Annotated in this window: 19 protein-coding genes and 2 pseudogenes; 6 read left to right on the top strand and 15 right to left on the bottom strand. The window is 47.1% G+C overall.

Annotated elements, in window-relative coordinates:
- Positions 1–17 precede the first annotated feature (17 nt).
- From UNDKW_RS02195 to UNDKW_RS02180, 4 genes and pseudogenes are all read left to right on the top strand, one after another.
- The gene (locus UNDKW_RS02195; RefSeq protein WP_197893080.1) at positions 18–923 is read left to right on the top strand and encodes a PhzF family phenazine biosynthesis protein; all 906 of its coding nucleotides are present in this window, start codon (positions 18–20) and stop codon (positions 921–923) included.
- Between the two features lie 155 nt (positions 924–1078).
- Positions 1079–1834 (top strand): annotated as a pseudogene (gene lipB / locus UNDKW_RS30065) (lipoyl(octanoyl) transferase LipB); the annotation flags it as partial.
- Between the two features lie 27 nt (positions 1835–1861).
- A complete protein-coding gene (lipA, locus tag UNDKW_RS30060; RefSeq protein WP_162061733.1) occupies positions 1862–2866 on the top strand; it encodes a lipoyl synthase in 1005 nt (334 codons plus the stop codon).
- A gap of 305 nt (positions 2867–3171) precedes the next feature.
- Complete coding sequence (locus UNDKW_RS02180) at positions 3172–4584, top strand: hypothetical protein (protein ID WP_162057411.1); 1413 nt, start codon at positions 3172–3174, stop codon at positions 4582–4584.
- A 107-nt stretch (positions 4585–4691) separates the two neighbouring features.
- Here the strand turns inward: UNDKW_RS02180 and UNDKW_RS02175 are convergent, their stop codons facing one another.
- Together UNDKW_RS02175 and UNDKW_RS02170 are read right to left on the bottom strand one after the other, a co-directional pair.
- Positions 4692–5384: a hypothetical protein gene (locus tag UNDKW_RS02175; protein WP_162057410.1), complete on the bottom strand. Its 693-nt coding sequence runs from the start codon at positions 5382–5384 to the stop codon at positions 4692–4694.
- A gap of 259 nt (positions 5385–5643) precedes the next feature.
- Positions 5644–5997 carry a helix-turn-helix domain-containing protein gene (locus tag UNDKW_RS02170; protein ID WP_162057409.1) on the bottom strand — a complete coding sequence of 118 codons (354 nt, stop codon included), beginning with the start codon at positions 5995–5997 and terminating at the stop codon, positions 5644–5646.
- A 176-nt stretch (positions 5998–6173) separates the two neighbouring features.
- On the opposite strand from UNDKW_RS02170, the gene UNDKW_RS02165 reads away from it, so the two are divergent.
- Together UNDKW_RS02165 and UNDKW_RS02160 are read left to right on the top strand one after the other, a co-directional pair.
- Positions 6174–6788: a hypothetical protein gene (locus UNDKW_RS02165; RefSeq protein ID WP_162057408.1), complete on the top strand. Its 615-nt coding sequence runs from the start codon at positions 6174–6176 to the stop codon at positions 6786–6788.
- Between the two features lie 388 nt (positions 6789–7176).
- Positions 7177–7806, top strand: a complete 630-nt coding sequence (locus UNDKW_RS02160; protein WP_162057407.1) for an HAD family hydrolase — start codon at positions 7177–7179, stop codon at positions 7804–7806.
- Between the two features lie 620 nt (positions 7807–8426).
- On the opposite strand, the gene UNDKW_RS02155 is transcribed toward UNDKW_RS02160, so the two are convergent.
- From UNDKW_RS02155 to UNDKW_RS02100, 13 genes and pseudogenes are all read right to left on the bottom strand, one after another.
- Positions 8427–10838, bottom strand: a complete 2412-nt coding sequence (locus tag UNDKW_RS02155; RefSeq protein ID WP_162057406.1) for a DUF262 domain-containing protein — start codon at positions 10836–10838, stop codon at positions 8427–8429.
- A gap of 23 nt (positions 10839–10861) precedes the next feature.
- On the bottom strand, positions 10862–11704 hold the full coding sequence (locus UNDKW_RS02150) for a phosphoadenosine phosphosulfate reductase family protein (RefSeq protein ID WP_162057405.1): 843 nt from the start codon (positions 11702–11704) through the stop codon (positions 10862–10864).
- Entirely contained in the window at positions 11697–15029 is a 3333-nt protein-coding gene (locus UNDKW_RS02145; RefSeq protein WP_162057404.1) for an ATP-binding protein, read from the bottom strand. Before UNDKW_RS02145 ends, UNDKW_RS02150 begins: the two co-directional genes overlap by 8 nt.
- Positions 15019–15957, bottom strand: coding sequence for a DUF4007 family protein (locus tag UNDKW_RS02140; RefSeq protein WP_162057403.1), 939 nt, complete (start codon positions 15955–15957; stop codon positions 15019–15021). The genes UNDKW_RS02145 and UNDKW_RS02140 overlap by 11 nt, the downstream gene beginning before the upstream one ends.
- Positions 15958–16524: 567 nt before the next feature.
- Positions 16525–17547 carry a TniQ family protein gene (locus tag UNDKW_RS02135; protein WP_162057402.1) on the bottom strand — a complete coding sequence of 341 codons (1023 nt, stop codon included), beginning with the start codon at positions 17545–17547 and terminating at the stop codon, positions 16525–16527.
- Positions 17544–18452, bottom strand: coding sequence for a TniB family NTP-binding protein (locus UNDKW_RS02130; RefSeq protein WP_162057401.1), 909 nt, complete (start codon positions 18450–18452; stop codon positions 17544–17546). Before UNDKW_RS02130 ends, UNDKW_RS02135 begins: the two co-directional genes overlap by 4 nt.
- A complete protein-coding gene (locus UNDKW_RS02125) occupies positions 18452–20359 on the bottom strand; it encodes a Mu transposase C-terminal domain-containing protein (RefSeq protein ID WP_162057400.1) in 1908 nt (635 codons plus the stop codon). Before UNDKW_RS02125 ends, UNDKW_RS02130 begins: the two co-directional genes overlap by 1 nt.
- Complete coding sequence (locus UNDKW_RS02120) at positions 20359–21015, bottom strand: TnsA endonuclease N-terminal domain-containing protein (protein ID WP_162057399.1); 657 nt, start codon at positions 21013–21015, stop codon at positions 20359–20361. The genes UNDKW_RS02125 and UNDKW_RS02120 overlap by 1 nt, the downstream gene beginning before the upstream one ends.
- A 130-nt stretch (positions 21016–21145) precedes the next feature.
- Positions 21146–22030 (bottom strand): plasmid partitioning protein RepB C-terminal domain-containing protein, encoded by an 885-nt coding sequence (locus tag UNDKW_RS02115; protein WP_162057398.1) that lies wholly within the window; start codon positions 22028–22030, stop codon positions 21146–21148.
- Positions 22027–22914, bottom strand: a complete 888-nt coding sequence (locus UNDKW_RS02110; RefSeq protein WP_162057397.1) for a ParB/RepB/Spo0J family partition protein — start codon at positions 22912–22914, stop codon at positions 22027–22029. Before UNDKW_RS02110 ends, UNDKW_RS02115 begins: the two co-directional genes overlap by 4 nt.
- Positions 22911–23207, bottom strand: a pseudogene (locus UNDKW_RS30230) (recombinase family protein); the annotation flags it as partial. The pseudogene UNDKW_RS30230 and the gene UNDKW_RS02110, both read right to left, overlap by 4 nt.
- 25 nt (positions 23208–23232) lie before the next feature.
- A protein-coding gene (locus tag UNDKW_RS02105) for an IS630 family transposase (RefSeq protein ID WP_162057396.1) occupies positions 23233–24224 on the bottom strand; the annotation gives its coding sequence in 2 pieces (ribosomal slippage) (positions 23233–23762 and positions 23762–24224; 993 coding nt in all).
- Between the two features lie 44 nt (positions 24225–24268).
- The gene (locus UNDKW_RS02100) at positions 24269–25579 is read right to left on the bottom strand and encodes a recombinase family protein (RefSeq protein ID WP_232063209.1); all 1311 of its coding nucleotides are present in this window, start codon (positions 25577–25579) and stop codon (positions 24269–24271) included.
- Positions 25580–25668: the final 89 nt, after the last annotated feature.

Raw genomic sequence — 25668 nt, 5'->3', positions numbered from 1 at the left:
TAAATTCAGGAATGGTCATGGGCAAGCCGATAGAAGTACATATCGTTCACGCATTTACCCAAGAAAATGAAGGTGGTAACCCGGCTGGAGTAGTATTAAATGCCGATAGCTACACGACAGAACAAAAGCTGCAGATCGCCCGCGCAGTAGGATTATCAGAAACCGCCTTTGTCTCCAGTTCAGACTGCGCCACCTACAAGCTGGAATTTTTTACGCCAAACCGCCAGATTGCCCATTGCGGCCATGCCACGGTTGCCACATTCTCACTCTTGCGTGAACTGGGCAAAGTCCACGAAGGCCTGTGCAGCAAGCAAACCATAGACGGTAACCGGGACATCCTCATCAAGGGTGAGCTGGCCTTCATGCAACAAAGCACGCCGCGCTATCAAAGCATTTCTGCTGATGACAGCAACGGCGCCGACTATGCCAGCTTATATGCCCGTATATTGCAAAGCATGGGCCTGACCGAACATGACCTGCTGCGCGACCGCCTGCCTACCATCGCCAATACCGGCAATGCCTTCCTTGCCATCCCCATCATAGGCCGCGAATGCCTGGCCAATATCCAGCCCGACCATGAAGAAATCGGCATTATCAGCGAAGAGCTGGACCTCGTCGGCTTTTACCCCTTTACGCTTGACGTACAAAACAACAGCCACGCCGCCAGCACCCGCATGTTTGCCCCACGCTACGGAATAGGCGAAGAAGCCGCCACCGGCACCGCCGCCGGACCGCTGGCCTGCCTGCTCTACAGCCAATACAACATCCAAGGCCCGACCTTGCAGATAGAACAAGGCGTACTCATGGAACCCGCCTCCCCCAGCCTGATCAAGGTCGAGCTGGAGATACAAAAGGGGCAGATACCCAGTCTCATGGTGGGTGGCAGAGCCAGGGTGGAAAAAACGATGACTGTGCAAATTTAATGAGCGGCATAATCGCCACTTGTAGGTTGGGCTTCGGTTTATCAGCCCAACACTGGGCGTTTAATAAACGAATACGTCATTGATAGGCCGATTGTTGGGCTGGTGAAGCGTAGCCTAGCGAGGCCCGGCCCAACCTACGTTATGTCCCAACCTCAATCCCCCTCCCCCACCATAAACTTATCACTTATCTCTCTAACATAGCATTTACACAAGCAAAGACCTCGCCCCCACAAAATGTTACACTAGCAGCCTATGCAAGCTGCCCTCGCCCCCAACGTCACCCCCGCATCATCCATCGCGGCATTGAGCCCTATCAGCTCACTTTCGACGCCATGCGCGCGTTTACTGACGCCCGTGATGAGCATACGCAAAATGAATTTTGGATCGTCGAACACCCACCCGTGTATACCCTGGGCCTGGGCGCTGACCAGTCACATGTACTGGCTGCCCATGACATCCCCGTTGTGCAGACAGACCGTGGTGGCGAAGTCACCTACCATGGCCCCGGCCAGGTTGTGATCTACCTGTTAATAGACTTGCGCCGCAGCCATCCCAAGGCAAGATTATTCGCCCGCGAATTCGTCAACAAGATAGAACAGGCAGTCATCAACACCCTGGCAGCGTATAATCTCACTGGTGAACGCAAAGAAGGCGCGCCCGGCATCTATGTCAGCGACGGCCAATGGCAAGGCGCCAAGGTCGCCGCGCTGGGCTTGAAAGTGCGCGGCAACGGCTGCACCTATCATGGCGTATCACTGAATGTAGATATGGATTTGACACCGTTTTCCTGGATTAATCCCTGCGGCTATGCTGGCCTTGCCACGGTGGACATGAAAACCCTGGGCGTGACCGTGCCGCTAAGCCAAGTCCAGAATGCACTCGCACAGAATTTGCAAGATCTTTTGACTGCCCCTGATTTTTCGACATCGCTTCATACCATGACAACCGAAAACACACCCGTCGCCACCGCCGCTTACGATCCCACCGAGAAACAAAAAGGGGCAAACAAGACTGCGCGCATCCCTATCAAGATCGTGCCGATGGAAAGATTGCCCAAGCCAGACTGGATACGCGTCAAGGCCGGTTCGCCCACGACCCGCTTTTATGAAATCAAGGACATCCTGCGCGCCAACAAACTGGTGACAGTCTGCGAAGAAGCCTCCTGCCCCAACATAGGCGAATGCTTTGGCAAAGGCACGGCCACCTTCATGATCATGGGCGACAAATGCACCCGTCGCTGCCCCTTCTGCGACGTCGGCCATGGCCGCCCAGACCCGCTCGATGTTGATGAACCAGCCAATCTCGCAAAGACCATCGCTGCGCTGAAACTCAGCTACGTCGTTATCACTTCAGTAGATCGCGACGACTTGCGCGATGGCGGTGCCGCCCACTTTGCCGAATGCATTACCCGCGTGCGCGAACTGTCACCGATGACACGCATAGAAATCCTGACACCGGATTTCCGTGGCCGCATGGACCGCGCGCTCGAAATTCTCAACATGGCACCACCAGATGTCATGAACCACAACCTCGAAACCGCGCCACGTTTGTACAAGGAAGCGCGCCCAGGTTCTGATTATGAATACTCCCTGAACCTGCTGAAACGCTTCAAGGAACAACATCCCAACACCCCAACCAAATCCGGCATCATGGTAGGCTTGGGTGAAACCGATGAAGAAGTCCTGCAAGTCATGCGCGACATGCGCGCCCACAACGTCGATATGCTGACCATAGGCCAATACCTGGCACCAAGTGGCCACCACTTGCCGGTACGCCGCTATGTCCACCCGGATGTGTTCAAGATGTATGAAGAAGAAGCCTACAAAATGGGCTTCGCCCATGCCGCCGTTGGCGCAATGGTGCGATCAAGCTACCATGCAGATCAGCAGGCGCATGGGGTGGGGACAGATTGTGAAAAGTTAGAAGATAATGAGAAAGTTTAACAGTTAGTGAGAAAAATCAGTAGTGTAACAGCCACCATTTTCGCAATAACATTATAAATATCAATAACTTACCTACAATTTCAGCCTTCCCCAAGGATGAAAAAATTTGGCGAATCGATTGGTTCGGCGAAGTAAGCTTCCCGAACCGCTTACTTCGCCGAAAACAGCCTTCTGTCCTGGTTCACCTTTCCAGAGTCCTAGATGATCGTTTTTCCGACGATCTGGCAATTCAGCTCTCCCCTCAATCAACTTCACCTGCCAGGTTTCAAAAGAAAGTCTGGCTGTCTATTGGCACCTTACCGCTTTTGCGTATTGGTGATCTTTGGCTAAATGGTCAGTTGAAAGCGCAGCCTGGCTATGAGCTGGAAGAATTTCAGGACATCAATATTGACAGGGATTCAGCGCATCTAATCAAAGCCGGGTTAAATCTCGATGACAAGGGCTTTCTACTGCCGATGTCTGAGCACCCGTGGCACATGAATTGCACCCAGTCCTACTGCGTGATGCTCAATCTTCCAGGCAATCGTCGATTGATCATTCCCTGCATGGAATTGATCCGATTTTATTTCGGCTCATCCAGCAATCTGATCACTGCGTTGTTCCTGCCGCCGCTGAATCGAACATGCCTATATACCAAAGCCGCACTGAACAAAATTAACGGACGCTTATCATTGCAACTTGCGGAACACATATCTGGGGCATCCGCAGCTGATATCGGACGCTTACACCTGGACGCCACAGCTTGGCAAGCAGCACTCACGATAGGAATCTCCATGCTTGCCAGTTCTGGCATGCGACAACCTATCTATCCCCAAGGTTTATTTCCTTTTGAAGGAACAACGACATTGATCGCAGCTGGCAAATGGCTTTCATTTGCAGATGCAGCCCGTGCAACATTCATAGTCTACAGCTTACGCTCCTGTTCTCACGCATTTCCATTCAGATCACTGCGCTACGAGAAGCACAAGACGAGTACCGACAACCGTGAGATTGGCAAACCGGGTTCTGGCAGCGCCAAAGAGCGCGCCCTCAAATCTGCGAGCGAATCACAAAATCAAAGTCTCGAAGAACGCGACGGATCAAATAATCTAGCAAGCAAGGTAAAATCCATCCGCATGGAGCCACGCTTTCCAGACCTCACAAAGAAATCCATCTGGAAGAATAAAACGCTGGTCGGTGCTGACGGCACCGGCAATAAGTACGCTGGTGCAGCGCCTCCTGTTCAAGCGGCTGCAGTTGGTCAACCAGGATCAGAACAAAGAATCCGATCGGTGGATTTTTCTGTGCTCATTAATAGAGATCCATCACAACGCTGGCCAGTCCCCAATTTTTTAAAGCCAGTCATTGTGCAGCTTTCTGAATTGAATCAGTTGAATATTGAACTGCTGACGGAAAGCGAGGAAGACGGTTGGACAGTACCTATCCTCATGCTGTCCGATGAAGATGGTGTTATCGACCCAAAATTATTTATTGAAAATGGCATAAACATTTCACGCCCTCGCCGGGTCGCTGTCTTCGCCATAAAGAATCAAACTGAGCACATCAGCCTAGCAATTGTTGAGTCTGTTCCGTTACACACAAAGCTGTACGCGACGAATGGTGAAAATGTCGAAGAAATTCTTGATACATTGTCGTGCGTGGCAAATGATTATCTTGCTCGCCCTGAGTTAGAGGAAATCAATATTGCAGATCTCGTCAATTGGGTCTTCGATTCCTGATTACAAATCGCCATTTATGTAGACAATAAGCAAGACAAGCATATGTCTCAGTTTTATCTTGAAAAACAAGTTCTCCAATCACTCGGTAAATCAAATTGGATTCCAGCTCAGATGTTTTCCCGGTAATCAAGATGCATCCGAATCTGGGTTAAGTTATTTAATGGAGGGGGCCCTTGGATTGTTTTTACTTCCTGCAACATTTTACTTAAACTTGATCGTGGTTGCCTGCAAGGAATCAATCGATACTTCCCTTTAATTGTTACGAATATCCCCTTTTTTGCACGTTTAAGGAAATCGATCTCCAACGGTGCGCCTGACTCATTCCAAAAAATCCATGTTCCACATTCAATGTCAGGAGTTGAACAATAGTTTATGGCAGCATGCTCATTCTGAAAAACGCGTAAATTTTTCGATATTTGATTAAATGCGAAGACCACATTAGAAAATCGCTGTTCTGTATGCACTCTCAATTGAAGCTGTAAGTCCCTCTTCATGTTTTCTGACATCATGTTGAGAGTTGAATACTCAAGGACACTTGCGATTTCTGCAGCGTCTTCGTAACCTAGTGCCCCTCGAGTAGGATCTGAAATTTTCTCACGCTGAATTTCATGGAGCACTTTAATTGCGCCAGCTGCAGCTTCAGCTGGGCTGCGAGCGGGATTTTTCTTGTGATATTCAAGTTGTGCCTTCAGTTGACTTGCTTCCTCAATTTTTCCCTCAGCCAAATATGAATCAATGATCTTTGGGAGCAGGCCATACCGATATTCGTACCATTGAAAGATTCGAAATAATATAGACATCGCGCATCGCCTTTGTTAAACATGAGAATGCCAAGCAATAATTCTGTTAAGTCGCTTTAATTCTCACAGGTTAGCCAGATAGTCAAAAAAATTAATCTTGACCTACCTCAGGTATTTTTTCTTCCACTTTTGCCAGTCCGTGATTCCAACGATCACTACACTATTCAACATTCCCTTTATATCCCGCAAAATGAACTCAACATTCCTTTATGTGACGCGACCTGGTCTTGTTCATTGTCGGCATCAAAGGACAATAGATTTAAGTACCGCTGGAAAGTTTTTTGCACATATCTACGGTCCAATTGCGAACCCATTCCCTGTCCTCTTCGTTGAGGCTATTTAGTGAGGAGGCAATGTCAATTGCCTGATCCAGTGGGCGCGATGATCCTGCTCGCACCAAAGTATCCAGTGGCACCTTAAAGAGTTCAGCCAAGTCGATCAAGCGAAGCAATGGCGGTATTGTTGCTCCACGTTCAAATCTGGAAATCGTTTCTTGTTCCACGCCGATAAGCTCTGCCACTTGTTCCTGCGTTAACCCTTTGTTCAACCGCTGTTTGGCCAAAGCAGTGCCGATTCGCTTGGCGAATTGATTTTCCTGTCTCGCGGTAACCATTTCCACATTCCATGTCTTGTAACCACATGGATAGTGGTATTTCTTGGCTTTTCTGGTAACATCACTGAATGTGGTTAAACCACAATTATTGAATGTTTTAGCTTTTTAACTTGATCATTTTTAGCAAATAAAGCTTCTTGTATCGACTGAATAGATTTGAAGTGAATGGAAACCATATGGCAGGAATCATAAGATCGGCTGTCACTGCATTGCTTGGAACATTTGCAATTCCAGTTGCTGGACTATCCGGGATAGGGGCTATCGGTGCACTACTTGGCATGCTGCTTTTCCGCGACAACAGGACAAGCGGCGTTTTCACTTTCTTCTTGGCGGCAGTTGTCATTTGTTTTTTGTCTATCCGACTACTGGCAGGAATTCATAAGAAAGCTAAAGACCTGGTGGAGAGCATCAACCGGCAGTCCAATCTGAATTTCAACACCGGAAATCTATTGGGTTATCCCAGTCCAGCATTCCTGGTGTTCGACAAACAAAACCGGAAACTGGCTTTTTGCAATAGCAGCACCGGCGATTTCAAGATATATGAACTCTCGTACTTGCTGGCCTGGCGCTACGAATGGAATATCAAGGAAAGCATGGAGTTATCGGGGTCAGGAAGGCAAGTTGGTACGACAAATATGCGCATGCCGTCGTTTGAGCGTGTCCAGCGCACGGGCGACTTTGCGCTGATATTGGAAGTCGCCGACGAAAACTCTCCAGTGATTAAATTTTACATGAGCGAGCGAACTGCCAAAGAATGGTGTGCAAAACTGAATGCCATCGTCAACGGCTGATGAGCCCGGCGTGTGGCCACACACCCTCTGAAAACAATTTACCTATCACCATATCCAATGGTTTTTCAAGACCAGGATACGACTTAAAGAAATTATGAATTCGGTTCAAGAATTACAGCATGGCGCAATTATGGTGCGCACAAAGTGTTTAGAAACGGTCACTCAGTTCGCTTCAAATAATCCAAGTATACCAGCCCAGGCCGTTGCCATTGGCCTGGGGGAGCTGCTTATACAGTTCTCCGTTTCACAACTCGGGCAGGAGCATACACATCATCTATTATCGTCACTGCAAGAGGCCGTACTTCTGTTCGGTGATAAAATCAGGGAGCCGCATTGAGCAGTCTCGCGGTGGCTGCCCAGCAATCTCCACGACCAATCCATATCTACAATGAACAACGCTAACAAGACCAAAGGAATTATTGCCTTAGATGCTGATGGTGTGCTTCTAGACTATCATGCTTCCTATGCGATGGCCTGGCAGAAGGCGTTTGGAGTCCTGCCAGCAATAAAAGATCCACTTGCTTACTGGCCTATAGATCGATGGGATGTTCAGAGATTGACTGGGACCGAACTGGAGCGGTTTCGCCAGTGCTTTGACGAAGAATTCTGGTCCACTATCCCTGCGCTGCCAGGTGCGCTAGAAGCTTGCCACCTGCTCAAAGAAGCCGGTTATGACTTGGTCTGTGTAAGCGCGCTGAAGGAGGCTTACCGGCTCTCCAGGCTAAAGAATATCCGTGACCATGGATTTCCAATCGACAACGTGATCGCGACTGAGCACAACGATACCGGCATCAGTCCAAAAACTAAGGCTCTCAGCAACTTAAAACCTGTTGCCTTTGTTGATGACTATCTGCCTTACTTCCGTGGCGTGCCAACCGATATCCACATGGCACTCATCACCAGGGAACCAAATGGAACTCCAAATACCGGAGTCGAACTGAAAAATGTGTCTTCGTTGCATTCCGATCTGCTGGAATTCGCAAAATGGTGGATAAATAGTCCACCAAACATAAAGTAAGAGTAAGCCAACTTTCCGAGGAATACACGTAGAGAATCGATGTCAATGAAAATTAGCGTGGCATTATATTTCATTTTTGCAGCATACGTTAATTGACTATCTGATGTTCTGATGAGTAACTATGAAATATATCATTCGCTATACAGGCTTTCCGATTACCCTGTTCTGTCATCAATGGGACAGCACAATACAACGGCGTCTAAATTGGATTGCAGGACATGTCGAACGATTTGTGTCGATACTGACTGGTTGCTTATCGCTCAAACAGAGCTACTAGATTATGAAAAAACACTAATCCAGGCTTTAGACACTGTTCTAATTCTTTAGCATTCGTTTTTATATTCTGTAACGCAATGTGCAAATTTAAAAAATAAGTCACCTAGCTATTGCTAGGTCGTTTTACCTGCCTTCACATAAATCAACGTACTTGAGAAGGATCTTCTTTCGCCACAACAATGCCGTCGCTACGCAATTTGACAAACCTGCCATTGCAGCAGTGCTGTTGCGATCCCTTACGTTGAAGTTAGATTAAGCGTGACGCCAGCACCATCTAGACGCATTGATTTCGTCATCCATAGTGTACAAGTGTCCACTTAACAAGTGGACACTATGATCCCAATTCAACTAATCATTCCTAGCCAAGGAGCAAGCCGTAACCACGTCAATTCAGCTAATTCTCGTCCGCGATTTTCAACGGTTGCAAGATTCCATTCACCTTGAATGTTGCTGAGTACGTGGACATGAGGTAGAAATTGACCGCTGTATATTGATCCAGCGACTTTTGACACATCAACACCATCAGCTTTCATCTGATTGACAATAGCTTCAGATTCACTTGAAGTCTTCGCCGCTAAGGCACCATAGAGTGATCGTTTATGTTGCCATGATCGTGCGCTTAGGGATTGGTTGGCATTCAACGGAAGTAGCGTTAGATTGCCAAGCCGTTCGAACTGGTCGTCGCTGTATAGATCCTCTGGCCAATCCTTTCCACGTGAACGTGGTGCAATATGCTCGACTGTGAGATATTTGTCGCCGACCCATTCGTCAAACTTCAAAGTATTGTGCGTCCCGATTTTGCCAGCGATTAGTTGCCCATTGCTCCCTTCAACAACATCGTGGAACGCAACTAGAAGAACGAAGCGAGCTAACGTAATGTTAACGTCATACAGTGGCTGCGCAATCACTTTATCGACCCATTCGTTCTTATCACCAATGCTCGCGCCGCCACTGGCCCGATCCGCCTTTAGTCGAGCGACAAGCACAGCTTGAATAACTGTTGCCTTTGGCAGAGCGGTGTCACCACGAAGACCTCGCGCAAGCGGGCGAAGGCCATAGCTCGTCGCTCCTTTACTCATAAGATCGCGGAAAACTTTGTCGATACCATCGGTCGTAGTTCTTGAGGCACGCCAAAACACGGCAAACGCTACTACTGCTTGTGCAACGCTCGACAACTCTGACAAAGCTGCATTTCGTTCTTCCGCATCCGTAGCAGCTAAAACTGCTGCTGCGTACTGGGCAAGTAATGGAGCAGTGATTGTATGCCCCAAATCAACTAGGAATCTTATGCAAAGCGCAGCTAGATCATCCAATTTAATAGTCCCTACTTGTGGTCTTATAGAACCATCTACCCATGTGGAGTCAAAAAATCGTGATAAATCAGCTAGGTGTCGGATAAACTGTTGCTGGTCCTTACGTGAAGTACATGCACCAAAAGTTTCGTGCATGAATCTTCGCTGATCCGCTAAATTCTTGGAGCGCTTTTCCCCTTTTTCAGCAAGAGAAAAAGCGACTAGTAGTTCAGCAGATCGCTTTTGCCGATCTTCCGCCTTGGTTGCTTTCTTTAGGTACGCAAAGGCGCTGTCGATCTGTTTCTTCTCTTCAGAAGAGTTGTAGTCCACAAGGCCAACTGACTGCACTACTTTCGGCGTAAAAGTCTCAATTGCCGTAAGTGGCTGACCGGTCGTATTCAATGCTTCAAACACGTCAAAGGCGAAATCTTCAGTGGTGGCTGTAACTACAACTAGCGTAATTCGTTCCAGCGCAAATTTTGAAAAAAAGAGCAGGGAAATAAGTTCAGTTGAAGCTTCCCACCATTGCTTTGTTTTTGTATCATCAACTTGCAAATCCAGTTCACCAGCATCGTCAACAATTATTCCATTGGATTGTTTACTCAGTATTGATTGCAAAGCGTCACGCATTGCCTGTGGAAACTCTTCACCGAACAGCATCTCTTGCTTATTCACGTCACGAGCAATGCTGAGTAAGTCTGGAAATTCATCGTCCGTCGGCAACGCCTTAAATTTCGCACGCATTACCTTCATCATTTTAATAATGTGTTTGCGCTCGGCTTCATTTTCGGCACCCTCCGCTGCCTTTTGCAAAACTTTAGGAAATTCCGACCAGTTTGGATCAGTTTCTTCCCGAAATTTCACGTATTCGAATAGGAGCCAGGCAATGGGGGAGTTATAAACGGCTTTATCAGCTTCGTAAGACCAAGTATCAATAAAAGCTCGTATCATTTTAGGGAAATAGCGAAACTCACGATCCCCATTATTTTGTCTCTCTGCAAGCATCTGAGACAGCAAACCTCGCATGTCGTTAACACGGGTCTCAATCCACCCTTTAGTTTCGTCACTTACAGTAATTTTCGATTTCTTTAATTTGGACCACTGCGTTTCGATTTCCAATAACAGTGCCAAGCACAACATTAATAGTGTCGTCAGCCGTTGTTGACCATCTATTATCGTCATCACTTGGCCATACACTTGATTCTTCACCAGAGGACTAATCGTAGATTTTTTTGCATCATTCATTGCTATGATGGTTCCAATGAATGTAATGGATTCATCAGGACGTTTCAAAAGTGCATTCAATCCCTGTACAGTGTCATCAATCAATCGTTCGACATTTGCCTTGTCCCAGGCGTAGTCTCGCTGGTACGGAGGGATGTAAAGGCCACGACCATTTTTAGATACAAAATCGTACAAGCTTTCGGAGTCAGCCTCGAATATTTTCTGTGCAGGGTTAACCATCTGGCGCTTTCTGAAAAATGTTATTATTTATGGCAAATCAAACAAGCACCACCGCCTTCATCTTCAAGGTAGAGGTCATCAATATCAACAGGTTGGTTAACTTGTGGACGCAGCGGATTTATTCTAATACGGGCATACTCACGTTGCTTTCTTATTTCAAAATCCGCGTGAATAGCAGCTAGCCGTTCTGGCTGTTCCAATTCGACTAATGACTCGCCTTGAGTCCAAGTAAAAGGCGATCCGCTATCTAAAGCCGTTTTCTCATATGCCTTCGCTTTTTCGAATTCATCGGGGTGCCTTTCACGAAGTCTAGCCCATTCTATTTTCTGCTGAAAAAAGCAAAAGGTACAACCGCTACGAGAGCGCCATTCGTAATATTTAGGCATGCCGACGCCAGAGGAATCTAATAAATCGTAGACACCTGGCTTATCAATACCATGCTCACGAAAAGGCAACTTGACTATAAGATTGTCGTGCTGAGATATTAGCCCTTCGCGATGATCCTCATCAGATCTAATAGCCACATAACTGTAAACTTTGTCGCCATTATCAAGCCAAGGGCGAATCCAATTTTTGAAAGGCAAAAGCTTAAGCTGGCGAGTACACCAACGTGTATTCGGACTTGGCAAAAAATTTCCATACTGTCTAAGCCAGAAATCAAAATCACGCTGAGAATTAAGGCGTTCGATCTTCTTACCCAAAAAGCCTTCAAGCTTAGCTAAAAAATCATAGACCTCGGGTAGTTCTTTTCCAGTGTCCGTAAAAAAATATTTAATATTCAAATGCGGGTAATTTTGGCGCATATAAATCGCCAATGCTGCACTGTCTTTTCCGCCTGACAAACCAAGTACATGATGTTCACTCATGGCCAGATCCTTCCCGTTCCTTGTTCAGATTTTCAAAAATGTTTGCGCCAACTTCAGCGATTGCAGCAAGAAATATTTCGCGCTTCAAAGTACCAGATGCCAATTTTCCAAGCAATTCGTTAGCAAGGGTCTGGATCGCAAGACTGTCGCTTTCGGACACATCGAACGTACCAGTGACTGTCCGTTTTGAACCAAATACCACGCCAATGGAGCGTCTGGTAGCTGGTCGACCGCGCACCTCCGCCAGCGATTCCAACCTTCTAAACTCCATTGCCCAAGACAGCAACTGAACCTCTCCTGCATCAATATCACGGTCAGTCCAATCCTTACTTGGCTTCCCTAATGCAAGCATTAGTAAGCCTTCAATATCTTCAATTGAGCCCACATAGTCAGTAAATCGAGTGGCAAATGCATCAAGCTTTAAGTCAGCACCTACGCCTGACACCGTTTTGCCTCGCAATATTAACTTACTCAATTCTCCTTGATGATCAAGTGCATTTAGAAGGCGTCTCTCAACTGCGCGTAAGCGAGCATCGAATGCTTCTATTAATTCACCAGTAATCGCTGCAATCTTTTTTGCTAGCTCAGCTGGATTTCGGGTATTGAGAACTAAGGGCAGATCAGCAAATAACACTTTGTGAGGGTCGGACGCATACAACAAAAGATTACGGACCCCCTTTGCATCATTTGAGATACAGTCGGTTCGCCTTGTCCAATGCGGCAATTGAAATACCAAAGACACAAGTGCTCTTGCGGAGTCAAGTGCGTCAGCGGCTACAGCAGTCCCCAGTCGTTTGCTGAGTGCAGTAGAGAGTGCTTCTAGCATCTTGCGCTCGGTTGCCTCAATCCTAACGCAACGCCAGCCAATACGTTTAGGGTCTTGCAACCACTCATCAACATGAGCCTCAGTAACGTCAGGAGTAAAGACACCTTCAACATAGAGCGCAAGTTGGTTACGATGTGCCATGAAAAATGCAAGCGCTAATATCGGCAGTAAACCCGATTTAACGCCAAAAGGGGGAGCGATCCAAACTTCGTAAAGCTCTGACAAGCCAACGATTCTGTCGGAATTTATGACAAGTGCTTTTGCTGCGTCCCACGCCTCGGTCATCGATTCACTACTGGATGTGCCATTTGGCTCGGCAAAACGCCAAATACCTTTTATTTCGCGATGCAACCCAAGCGCTCGTACTACCGTATGCTGGAGTCCTGCATCTGCTGAGAAAGTCGTGTATCCCAGATTTTGAAGATTAGATTTCGACAGCATTGCGTGAAGTAACCCGCGCTGCGCTTTGACTGCGTTAGTAGAAAGTGAATTACGATTAACAAGTTCGCTATTTACGTGTGGGGATTTACTGTAGATCGTTTCAGCGACATCTGATGCAAGGCGCGATAAACCTTCGCTACCCAAATGTTTTTTTGAATGACCTTCGTAGTACCATGCTGCGTTATGGAATGCGTCTCGCAATTCATCAGACAAAGCAGAACGGGTCGCCTGCAAGCGCGCAGTTATCTCTCTCATCGCGATGCTATCAGAATGCAATTTCTGGCTGTTTTGTCGCACGTATTCCAATGCAGCAAGTTCCCCAACCAACTCCTCGATTCTATCCGCATTCGTTGGAGTTCCGACCAAAAGCCCATTTCCTTCTGAAAGGGCAGACAGTTTTTTCGCAGCTCGGTTGCGGGCTGGAGCATCTATTTTTTGATCGGACAGAACAAGGATAAATTCACCACATTGTTTGCCATGTGATTTATAGCTGTTGATATAAGACTGTGCCTGGCTTTCCTGAACGATAGATCGAGAAAACCAACGCATGGCCCCAGTGACCCAATAGTGACGACGGGCTGTTACAGGCCCAAGGTCAACGAGATCGCCTAGCTTAGAAAAGTCGTGTGTCCCTAACCGACTCGCTGCGTCTCTAACGGCGGCCTCGATATCGAAATCGCTTCCAGCGTAAACTCCCCAAGCATTAAGGTGTTTCCTAAAAATTAGGATAGATGCCGATGCCAACTCCGCAAGCGCGTTCTTGACCAGCCCTGACGCGGCTTGCTCAACACAGATCTTCAACAAATCGTCCTCAGCCGCCAACCCTGAACCGTTGCGCAATAATTCAATTAAACCGACGGTCTTTACGAGCGCGACATGGAGTAGTGAAAACCGTGCTTCTGCACGCTCTACTGCCTCAGCACCAGCGGCCCAACGATGTCCATCTGAAGACGCAAGAATCGCAGGCTCAAAGTTGGTTCGTAAATAGTCCCAAAATTGAGAAGGCCAATAATAGCTATTCTGGTTAACATCCAGCCCTCCGAGTACCTCCGTAAATCCAAGTGGTTCCGCTGATGCAAGAAAGCTAAAAACGCTTCGTTCATTCTGCCCAAAACGCTTTTTGGAGGCAGGCCCGAGCATTGCAGCAGTGACCGGATGCAACGGCCAGCAAGCATCGAGCAATTCTGCAATATTCGAAGCCGCGCTTGGTCTACGGCTTCGAATTACCTTCGATACACGGTCAGCGATTTTCTTTGAAGCAGGATGTTTATACTCAACATGCAATGCTCGGCCAATTAGCGATACTACTTCGTCAGAACCAGCAACCAGCGGAATATCAATATATCGGCCTTGGACCTTTGCCCATTCCTGTTGTGCAGACTGCCCTAGCCGTGAAGCATATTGTTCAAATGACTGATGTAAAACACCAATAACAACAAAATTACCACGACATCGACTTGCTGCTTCTGCTATCTGTTGATAGAAACCGATATCTTCACCAGTCTGTGAGGCATACTCAAGAAATTTCCCCAGTTCATCAATCACCAACAGGACGCCGCCAATGTCGTCACGTGTCTCAGCGGCACGTACAAGTTCCATGACAACATCTCGCCTACCACCCGATTGAGGCTTTCTCCCTCTTGTTCCACGGAGATGGCTATCTATGACGATGCCAATTTCATCAATAATTGATGCACGTTTTCCTACAACTGGAAGGACTGCCCAAGGGGTTTTTCCACCAAAAAATTTCTGTACACCGTCGTTAGTTGCGCCGCCAAGTACAAGACGTGCCGCTTTGCGGATTGCAACATCACCACCAGCGAGGGACGCCAGCGTTAGCGCGAGTGAGGATTTTCCACCGCCATAAGGACCAGTCCAGGTAAAAGCGCGTTGTTGCGTATTAATGAGATGTTTCGCAGTTGTCTCCAGCAACGTTCGAGCCGAAGGCTGGAGAATATAGCCTTGCATGGCATCGGCCCGACCAAAATCTGCATCTACGCGAACAGATCGTAAAAATTGACGATTGATCGCAACGTGTTTTGACAGCTTATCTGGCATAAGCACTCCTCAAGGTATTAGTAATGGCCTCATCTATTGACCCACTTCCTAGACGACTGACTTGTCGTACTCCAGATGAATCTGTCCATGCCAAGTAGTTGCGCGTAATATCTGCAATTTTTGATAACCTATCGCTTACAGAGTCTTCATCTAATTTGAAAACACGCCCCGGCGACCCATATTCATGGGCAATCATATTGAATGAGAGTGTTGCTTGCGACGTATTCGTGACCTGTTCCCACCGCCTCCAAAAGTCGAGCAATGCAAATGCAAATACGCCATCAGGCAATGAATGCTGCGGCCCACGATGGAAGTGATAAGTGTTGCCGCTAGCTGATAATAATCCAAGGTCAGATAGAAGTGGCTCTGCGCTATCTTCGGTTGCGTTCGTAAGTGCAACAGAGGTATAGCAACGCAAGCAGACCTCTACATCTCTCGTAAGAGTAGTATCTGATCGCACCGATTTATTCGCTGTCGCATATTCGTCAATTAGCGACACAATATCTTTTGGTTGGAACGATTGGCTTTGCACGTAATTAAATACTACATACCAAGTCGCTGAACGCTTCGCTCGGCCCGCCAACAACCAATGCACTAACCAAATGGTCGCGTCGCGTTCCAAATATGGATCGCATGCATGCGATCCGAAGAGCAAGTTACCAATAATGCCCGGTTCAAAACCTTCAACATCTTTGCATTCGCGAATTACATCACAAGCGAGAGCCCAATGGCGGATTGACGAAACCATATTTTTACCAACGCCAAATCGCTCAATTGCATCGTCATTAGAAAACACACCTTTTGGGGCGTATTTACCGTAACGCTCAACTTCGCAGAACGCTTTACGCAGCCAAAGCTGACGTAACGGAAATGTCTCATGCCCGGAAAACATCGGCTTTATGTCTGAAGGGAAACGAATAAGAGTCATGAGCTGGAGACCTTCGCCAGTTGATTAGTGGTGTTGACTGGTGAAGTCTACCAGTTTGATGGCCACTAGGCTAGGTTTTCCGTCGAATTGTCACCAATATAGCCGTGGAAAAACCATTTTCTTCGCTCGACAATTACTGTACATATATACAGCATTAAAGTAAAGTACTTTATGAAGTGCGTAACTGTCTTGATGTTGCCATCAGTGAATGTTTCCCATCAATAGCCTAGTCGAATCGCGCCTTTGCTCATTGCTTTCATAAATTCCATAGAGAATGTGAATGCCCCTCGGTTAAACTTGTTAGCTACCACGCCTGAAAACGTAGTGGTAAGCCTGCCATCAAACCTTTAATGGACGATTAAATGCTCGCCCTGACCAGTGCCATCCATGCCGAACTCAAAGGCGCCCATCCAATGTATTGTTTAGCAGCATCGCGTAAAGGGAGACAATTATCCAAAATGAGCGGATACCTCTGCTCAATGTTTAGCCATTTAATGTCGGAAAATTTAGAATTCCGTGCACTATGCAACCATTCAGAAATGCTCACAGCTGCTGAATAGTTAAGTTCTATTTTTGAAATCGCCGTCGCCAGTTTTTAAATTGCGCTGTTACAAAACTATACCAGTCAGGTGGTTCGGAAAAATCCTTCAACAAAACGTTGTATCTAACCGTACCAGTACGCCAAGCCTGCTCCAAACGCACATCTGGCAACACCATCAACCACATGGCGAGCTGAAGCAGATGATGTCTTTCTTCAATGGAGCGCATCTCAAAAGATACTCGTCCCGCAGTTAACGGTATGTCGCGGCAACCTAACTGATCTAGCACAAAATTTCGTAAAGAAACATGCCGGTATTTTGAAGTTAAAATCATGCTCAATTGATGTAACACAGAATATCGACCCAGGTCCCATTTGTAATCACAATCCTGATCTAGGTCGAACACATTGCATGCGTTTAACAATAAGGCAGTAGCATCACTATCATAGGATAGTGGTTCTACTGCAGAAGCTTCCCTGAGATCAAATCCGCACTCATGGCAAAATGCCAGACTACCAGCCTCAATCGCATCCCCATTGGCAATGTCAAGCCTGTGAAAGGCTACACCAGCAGCACATTGCGGACACCGGTCCAACATCATGGTGTGATGCTTAGTGCAAACTGTATAAAAAGCGATTCGCCATCGCTTCCGATAGTACGGGATACTGTCTTCCGCCAGGCATGTGGGACAGTATTGCAACCCATATCCTTCCCGCTTGCGGTGATATACCTTGAGGGCAAGTATCCACTGCAGCGCGCCGGATGCTTTGAATTTTCGGTACAGCAGTCCCTCATAAGAATGTAGCGTTGTATTCCATGTAGTCTCTGGTGGAGTCGCAGTTCGCTGGCTTAATTCGTCAATTAGCCACGTGGGAGCCAGGCGGTCCATGTCCCTGTTCCAGATTTGGCGTTGATTGCCAAATATTAAATTACAGAAAGTCTGAACCTTCAAGCCGTGACCGTGAGCTAGTCGCACCAGCCAGCAAGACAACAATTCATCCGGCAGAGGCTTATAGTGAATCGGCCATAAAGATTCAGTGATTCCTTTCATGATGGATTTGGGCGTTTATACTGCTTGCGCTTAGATGGCGGCACCCAGCGTAGGCTATTTATGCTATCCATTGTGATTTGTTCCGTCTTCTTACGGATCGCATCAATCGCAAGTTCCTTCACCAGATCGCAAGCGTCGCCCAGTGTTCCTTCACTTCTATTATAGATAGACAACATCGCAGCCGGATCTTTCAGATTCGAGGGCTTCTTCAGCGGTGTCCTTAATTCCAGGGTCGCGAGCACGCCCCCAAATTCATTGTTTGCTTTCCAAAGTGGTAATTCCTCTGGTGTGAACCGACTGGACATTTGAGGATCGGTATTAAACGCATTGTAAGCATCCTCTGTGCCCGCGGCGACCATGACAACCTTGGTTTCATTGCCGATACTCTTTAAGGTATTACGAAACTCTCTTTGCTTATTGGTGCTACCAGCAATCAGATTGTGGATCTCATCAATAATTAGCATGCGTACATCCATCTGGCGAAAGAGTCGCTTGATCTGAGAGTACTTCTCTGAAGGAGATGCTGTGGGTTTGTACGGCGCCATCAACTTATCCAGGATGCGTGCGTAAAAATCAGCGATGTCAGGTTTGCTCGGAGCGTCAACCATCACTACTGGACAAATAGTCACTTCACCTGTTGGATCTAAATCAGACTGATGCAACTCCATGAATCGTTCAAGAATAGATGTCTTACCGTTGTACGAAGGTGCCACCAAAAGCATGTTCGGCATGCGCGTGATGCGTGGATACGCCAACAAATCTTCCATCCTTGCTAAAACCTGCTTGGCACCGGCATATCCCAGCCATGAACCTTTGCGTATCGCATAAATACGTTGCTCATCACTTTGCATGATTAGCGCCCGCGCATTCTCATTTAAATGCGGATAAGGATTCTCTTGCGACATTAGTCGTCATCCAAAGGTTTCACAGCGTCCGGATCGTAGCCACGAATTGCGGGTGGAAATTCAGAAGGTGCTGTTTGGGTAACTGTCGGTAAATCTTCTTTCTTCTGCTGTCTCACCAATTCGTGCTGGGTCAATCTTTGAACAGCGCGCCTGGCTGATTTTGTTTTTTCAGCTGCGTCTTTCTCCAATTCACGCTGTTCTGTCAGCAAAGCAAAAACTGCTTTTTCATTGTCGCGAGCAATGCCTCTTTCGTCTGCTTTTCTGTGTGCTTCTCGTAGTTCCCAAATACTTGCTGGCGGAAGGCTGACATCACGGTAAGGAATGGCGAAAAATCTTTGGGCAATCTCATCAAAAAAATATAGCGTACTAATGTCTCTTGGGTCTCGATGAAACCGAAATTTTCTTTTATGTTTTTCAAACTCAGGGTGTTCAGCATTGATCCAGGGACGAAGTACATCATGATAATAATGAACATCGTCGATCAACACGCCATAATTTTGTACTGTCCGCTCAATGAAGGGCATGAAGTGTATACGCAAGCTCTCCTCATCCAGCCTTCTCGCGGGATAACCACGTCCTGGTTTATCCTTAGTTCCCAGTAACCCCTCGCGCCATTTGGTCAACGGCGTTGTACCGATACCAGTATGTATATTACGGTGATATCTGGCAAAAAACAGTACCAACCACTTCTCCAATTCGCTGAAGGTCATGCAAGCGTTGCCTTCGGCATCGTAAATGCCTTTTTCATCCGGGCCAGAGAAGGTTGAACCTTTGAGTGTTTTCAGTCCCTCGGAAACTGTCCCCATGAGGCGTTCAATATGCCCGCCATAACGGGGCTTTTTTACTGGCCGCAAATGTAAATCTATGTCGTACTCGTTACATGCGAATTTCAACATATCACCACGAAATTCCCTTGCATTATCCATATGCAAGATTCCCATGGTGCCCCAGCATGGCCAATCTGTGCTCGTAATACCTAAACGATTCAACCATTTATCTTTCATTAAGATCGCATGGGATATGCACATTCCTGCAGACATTGCTGACGGCGCATCCAATGATAAATGCATTCCTAGACAAACACGAGTATTGACGTCAATAGCTAAGGTAATCCAGGCTCGGCGAATGGACTTACGGTAAATGTCGTCAACAATAATGACGGGTAACAGGGTGTGGTCAATTTGCACCAATGACAGTGGCCAATCAGCGTCAGGAATCGTTCCCTTAATTGGATCGAACTGATCGTGTGCCTTTGCGTCGCCTTCCCGTTTCTTGACACGTTCACGACCATTGGTTTTTCCCAGGCGAATGCGTATCGTATTGGCCGCAGGTAACGGCAAATTGGCATTGAAACAAAGGCGTCGGATTTCTTGTATGGTGGACGCAATGGTATTTTTTTGCTCTACATCGTAGAAAGTGTCAATCGTCCTGGCGATGATGGTCTCAACTTCGGCGGAAAGCCTTGCTTTCCCTTTTCCGCCGCGCTCTGCATAGTTCGGCAGCAAAGATGATACCAACTCAGTATGTCTATATGCCGAAACCCACCTGTAAATTGTCGCCAGGCTGACGCCTGCCTCATTGGCAATCTGGACACCAAGAGCATCATTACGTCGGTAGTTTCTATTGAGCATCGGCTCAATCAAGCGCTTGCGCTCTTCGGCGACTGTCCAATCCGCCGTTGAAACTGTTGACAGAGCACGTTCAACAATGGGTTCAGCATCACGACTTTTTATCGCCCTGGGTGGTTCCACGTCCCCAATTTTAAGCAATACCTTTTCGCCTGAGCCTACTTCTTTGGCAAGAACCAGATTCACATCTGCAAGAGACAAGACCACATAGTCCCGTCCATGACTTGAAATCAATGCACCTTTATTTATCCACAGTACTGCACGCTCTTGCTTTCGCATCACGCCCCCGGAGATAGACGTAATAAGGTGTGGTAGTCAATCAACTGATCCCAGTCAGCAATTAAGTCTTTTTTTAATATCGCGTGCCATATGACAGGGAGCCAGTGTAATTGAGCATCGTCATTTGATGCAAGCCGTTGCAGGATGTCTTTGAGACGGAATTCACTGTTATATGAAGTAGCTATACTGATGAGTTGGTGACGATCATTCTCGTCTGGCTGAATGTTTCGATATTCCCTCAAGAATTTGATATTTTGAAGGCGCTTTGTTCGAATATCGACTTGCGTTGTTATTCGAAATTCCCATCCATGCTCACTTGCATACTCATCTGCAAGTGCAAATTTGGTTTTATATTTTTCGCGGTTGCGTTCCAAGTCGTCGGTATGCTTCACTTCAGTAAGTAGTGGAGCTGGAATTTCGCCCGTTAGAGGGTTGGGTTTGTAATAAATCAGCACATCTGGCGTGTAACCCTTGGGTACGCCAGGCACTGGTATTGTGACTTCCTGGACTTCAAAGCGCTCGACGGATTCGTCAAAATCAAGGAGCAGGAGAAACTCCTTTTCCAGGATGGACTCAAATCCAGCCATTTGGTCATTTTTTTGACTGGCAAAGCACCCTGTGACGGACAAATAATTTTTAGGTATTTTGCGTGCCACTATATGCTCCCAGAAAATATGTACCCGACAACTCCAGTCCTTGATATTTATAACACAACAATTGTACGAATTGCTAATCCCCAGCGTTTTCTACCCACTTTTATCAATGAGGCTGGTGGACTCAAAAGCATTATTGATCCAATGCCACCATTTTGATAACTGCTCTAAATTCCACTAAAATTTCCGGAAATTTCTTTTCAAGATAGCGGCAAGTTGCAGGATTATCCAATAACTTAACCAGGTAACCACGAGCAAGAACCAGGTTTAGCACATCTTGACCGTAGGTTTGTTCGACAACCTTATACTGACTCTGCAAGCTGGTCATCTCACGCTCCATCTTGCCCATCTGTTCTGACGATACACCAGCCAGTTTCACAGGTTTCTTACCATCCACCAATAATTCTGCAGGCGTAGCTACCAGCATTGCTTCCGCATAGGAGACAGTTACATTATTTGCCGAGGTCATGAGTTCAACGCATTCTATTTGACGCGTTGGTTTCATCTTACGTAGCACTCTGGACACGTCAGCAGAAAACTGCCTGTCCTTGAGCAGCTCTGCTGCTTCTGGACATATTCCATTGAGCAAAGTCATTTTTTTATAGATCTGCGTTGAATCCATACTCAGTACTTCTGCCAATCGGGTCGCAGATACACCTCTCTCTATCGCACGCCGGATCATGAAATGTTCTTGTATAGTCGAAAGCCGGTTAATTCTGCTATTGTAGGTATAGCTTTCATCGTCTTTGGCAATCAGACATAGCACCTCTTCATACCCCAATTCACGTAAAGCCGTCAGACGCATATGACCGTCCAGTAGCATATGCTGTGTGGATTTTTTGATCAGCGGAGTAATCGACAAGGGTTCAATCAATCCAATTTCTTTGATTGAAGAGCGAATCTGCATGTATTTTCTGGAGGTTGCTAAGTTTTCAGGTAATGAGCGGGAGGGTAGAATATTGGCACAGGGGACAGACACCGGTTCCATGCAAAAGCCTAAGTCTATAGTTTCTGTCATACCGTCTCCCATATCCTTTGTTCCAAATAAGCTGGCAAGGTATCGATACCTTCTGCACGCAGGAGATTAGAAAAATTTTCATCCAAGAATAGTTGACGAAGTGCATTGGTGACGAACAACAGACGGTGCTGGGCAGTGGTGGCTTTCTTCACCAACAATTGTTGTCGACTGACTTCTTTCTGGTAGGTTCTGACTAGACTTGTGGTCGTTACGTTCGCCCTTTTTCGGGGCATACTGCAGCCCAGTGTTCGGCCCAATGTCTGGCGGCTTTCTATGACGCGTTTTGCTTCAAATAATTGTTTGCCACGCAACTGCCCAGACTCGTACGCCTCCTGCAATGCCTGCTGTATGGCTTTATCGTCACGATTTCCACTGACAATGGCCAAGGCGGCAGTCAGTGGAATTTTCCCTTTTTCGACTGCAACCAGGAGTCGCTCTTCACCGCGCTCCAATAACACGAGTATGCCGTTGACCCTTTCCATCGTGAGACCAGTCTTGGAAGCGATCATCTTCTTGTCATAGCCACGGTCTCGCAACATTTCAATGGCCGTCAGCAACTCTAAAGGTCGGTATTGGCGGCGGGCGATATTTTCAGCGAGGCTCATAATCAAAGCATCTTCGTCGCTGACTGAGACGACAAGGGCCGGGATGTGGGTCTGGCCCAACTCTCTAAATGCCTTCATCCGACCTTCACCACAGACCAACAAATACCGTTGTTCACCTTCGCCACCAGGGCGTGGTGTGACTTTGATGGGTTTCTTCAATCCTATGGCCCGGATATTCTCGACAATTTCACTGAATACTTGGCTATTGCGCTCCCTTGGGTTTAGCACATCTATACATGCCAACGGTATCATGCGCAGCTCGTCAGGTGCGGCGCTCATGCGACTCTCCGCAATCGCGCTCTTTCTGCCATCCCATACAAATAGTCCAGGGTGTCAAAGCGATAGCTGTCGAACTCGATAGAATTTTGATCTGCCAGACTTAAATGATGCGTTGCAAAATCTATCCTCGGCAACAGAAAATAATCCAATGCAGTGTTATTGTTTTGATTAAGCCTGACTGCTACCGTAATATCTGGTAAGAGGCCAGTATCAAACCTGATTTTCCAACGATGAAGACCCGATGCTCTTTGCTGGCAACGTGCCAGAACAATAGAGACAGTGAACTCGCTATTATTGAGCTTTACATAATTGATGACATCACCACAACTCCGCCTGCTTCCAACATGCCATGATGATGGATGGACGGCGTTGTGCGCTTTTGAGTTTATTGCGGGCAATTGTTTGCAATTCGGCGAGGTTGTTCGGGCAGAAGTTTGCCAACGCATGTCGCTTGAGCCAGGCCCAGAGATATTCGACAGGATTGAGGTCCGGCGCATACGGGGGCAGGAATGCGATTTGAATGTACCCATTGGTGCTGTCGAGGTATTCGCGCACCAGTTTCGATTTGTGCGCCCTGAGCCCATCGAGGATGATCAACAGCGGCTGCTTCAAATGCGCTTTGAGCGCCTTGAGAAACTCGACAATTTGCTCCTTCTTGATGCTACCCTCGTGGAAGCGGAACAAGTAGTTCTTCCTGGTCACACCTGCAATCACGGACAAATGTTTCCAGTTGAAATGAAACTGAATAATCGGCGTTTTCCCTTTGAGTGCCCAAGTACGCACACGGGTAGGCCGTTCGCTGATTCCGGACTCGTCGATGAATACAATCAGTCGATTCTCTCTCGAGGCTTTTTTTTGAGCGCAGGCCAGGTCTTTTTCTTGAACTCCTGTACAGCATCTTCGTTACGTTCGATGGCGCGACGCTCCGGCTTTTGGTTACTGAATCCCAGTGCGCCAAGAATGCGCCAAACGTGCACTTCACTGAACGACACTTCGAACTTTCTTTCAATAAGTAGACGCACGCGTTTAAGTGTCCACAACTCGGTGCCAAAACCATGTTCCGTCGGACTATCGAGAAGGCAGCGCCGCAACTCCCCTAATTCCATGGCATCAAGTTGTGCAGGCCGCCCCTTTCCACCTACTGCGCGCAGCGCGTCAAGCCCTCCTTCATCGAGTATGGCTTTCCAGGTATATACCGTGTTGCGTGCTACGCCGACCACCAGCGCTACTTCGGCGCACCCTTTGCCTTGCAGCAGAAGCCGACCCGCCTTGACTCGTCGCTTTGCTCCATCTTCTATTTCTTTCGCCATCTCATACCTCCAGTACGGACATTATATTGGGATAACGAATGAAATCAAAAACGGTTGTCATGATTTACGTAAAAATCAATAATATGGAGCAAATCGGTGCCGGGATCGCGACTGATTTGCCCACCCAATTCGGCAATCCTGGCTTCCGTTTGTACAATAATTTCGGGATGTAAGCGCCGGATGAAACGGTTCACTTCCAGATACTGATAGTCACGATCTGGTGTAAAACCTACCATTTGATAGGCACGAATCAGGCTGCCAAAGCGATAGGCGTAAACAGAAGAGGTAGGCATATCTTCCATTTCATCAATAATGAGACCAGACAAGACACCACGACTCTTATAGAGTAAGCGTAAACGCTCTATTAATTCCTCGTCGGTATATTTTCTGGCGCGCGCACGTAATATACCTTGGGCAGTAAAAAATACTTCTGAGGCAACAATAGGCTGGAAAGCACCTTCCTTCTTGATCCACATGTTGCTTTGATTGATCACACGCATCTTTTTCAATTTGTAAGAGATGCGGTTGTACACGTTATTGCCAATGTATTTCTCATTCGTCAATACCTCATGTACGGTAGACCTGGTCCACGCACGGTTCAGGTCAGTGACAACTTGCATGGCATTGAGCCTACTAGCGATTTCTGATTCATATAAGCCATCCTCAATGAACCATTGATAAATCTGATTTACCAGAAGAATCTCAGCCTCAGGGCCTGGCATCAGGATAACGCGGTCTGTTTGCAAGCTCTTCTGTTCGCCATGCTTTAGTTCGGTTTTAATTTGACCAAATTGATCAATCAATACTCGTCTAAGTCCGTATCCTGCAGGGCCTCCCTGACGGAAGCCGAGTTCAATCAACCGGCATTGTCCGGCAAATACTTTGGCGGATAATTCCCTACTGTACTCTCCGGCCATTGCGCGCTTGACACCCTTCACGATCGTGGAGACAGGAGAGCCGTCATTTTCAAATTGCTCTGCGCAGTATGCGACTTGGATACCGGCGCGCTTGCAAATGTATTCGTAATACGCACTTTCATCTGCATCTTGAAAACGTCCCCAGCGGCTGACATCGTAGACCAGTATGATATTGAAATCTGCCGCACCGCTTTCTACGTCCTTAATCAATTGCTGGAGCGCATGCCGTCCATCTATGCGTAGTCCACTTTTACCTTCATCTGCATAAGTCTTGACGATCTCTATCTGTCGTCGCGAGGCGTATTCCAGGATGCGCTGACGTTGATTGTCAGTTGAATACTGTTGGTGCTCAGTCGACATCCGAACGTATTCTGCTCCTCGGAAATGGGAAGTATCTGCCAAGGATTGGTTGTATTCATTTTTTGGCGACAAATACATGGCTAGCTCCACCCAAGGAGATGATAGTTACGTTGCTTTTTGTTATCCACAATTGCAAAGAATAAATTAACATAAAGATCAGGCCGTTA

Origin of the sequence: Undibacterium sp. KW1, from assembly GCF_009937955.1 — a bacterium.
Lineage (GTDB): Bacteria > Pseudomonadota > Gammaproteobacteria > Burkholderiales > Burkholderiaceae_D > Undibacterium.
Note: the sequence above shows the minus strand (reverse complement) of the source record. Positions and strands in the feature narration are given on the sequence as shown.

Excerpts from the sequence above, each read along its gene's own strand:
- UNDKW_RS02195 (WP_197893080.1), top strand. The coding sequence starts at position 18 with ATGGGCAAGCCGATAGAAGTACATATCGTTCACGCATTTACCCAAGAA.
- lipA (WP_162061733.1), top strand. The coding sequence starts at position 1,862 with ATGACAACCGAAAACACACCCGTCGCCACCGCCGCTTACGATCCCACC.
- UNDKW_RS02175 (WP_162057410.1), bottom strand. The coding sequence starts at position 5,384 with ATGTCTATATTATTTCGAATCTTTCAATGGTACGAATATCGGTATGGC.
- UNDKW_RS02170 (WP_162057409.1), bottom strand. The coding sequence starts at position 5,997 with ATGGTTACCGCGAGACAGGAAAATCAATTCGCCAAGCGAATCGGCACT.
- UNDKW_RS02165 (WP_162057408.1), top strand. The coding sequence starts at position 6,174 with ATGGCAGGAATCATAAGATCGGCTGTCACTGCATTGCTTGGAACATTT.
- UNDKW_RS02160 (WP_162057407.1), top strand. The coding sequence starts at position 7,177 with ATGAACAACGCTAACAAGACCAAAGGAATTATTGCCTTAGATGCTGAT.
- UNDKW_RS02155 (WP_162057406.1), bottom strand. The coding sequence starts at position 10,838 with ATGGTTAACCCTGCACAGAAAATATTCGAGGCTGACTCCGAAAGCTTG.
- UNDKW_RS02150 (WP_162057405.1), bottom strand. The coding sequence starts at position 11,704 with ATGAGTGAACATCATGTACTTGGTTTGTCAGGCGGAAAAGACAGTGCA.
- UNDKW_RS02145 (WP_162057404.1), bottom strand. The coding sequence starts at position 15,029 with ATGCCAGATAAGCTGTCAAAACACGTTGCGATCAATCGTCAATTTTTA.
- UNDKW_RS02140 (WP_162057403.1), bottom strand. The coding sequence starts at position 15,957 with ATGACTCTTATTCGTTTCCCTTCAGACATAAAGCCGATGTTTTCCGGG.
- UNDKW_RS02135 (WP_162057402.1), bottom strand. The coding sequence starts at position 17,547 with ATGAAAGGAATCACTGAATCTTTATGGCCGATTCACTATAAGCCTCTG.
- UNDKW_RS02130 (WP_162057401.1), bottom strand. The coding sequence starts at position 18,452 with ATGTCGCAAGAGAATCCTTATCCGCATTTAAATGAGAATGCGCGGGCG.
- UNDKW_RS02125 (WP_162057400.1), bottom strand. The coding sequence starts at position 20,359 with ATGCGAAAGCAAGAGCGTGCAGTACTGTGGATAAATAAAGGTGCATTG.
- UNDKW_RS02115 (WP_162057398.1), bottom strand. The coding sequence starts at position 22,030 with ATGACAGAAACTATAGACTTAGGCTTTTGCATGGAACCGGTGTCTGTC.
- UNDKW_RS02110 (WP_162057397.1), bottom strand. The coding sequence starts at position 22,914 with ATGAGCGCCGCACCTGACGAGCTGCGCATGATACCGTTGGCATGTATA.
- UNDKW_RS02100 (WP_232063209.1), bottom strand. The coding sequence starts at position 25,579 with ATGTATTTGTCGCCAAAAAATGAATACAACCAATCCTTGGCAGATACT.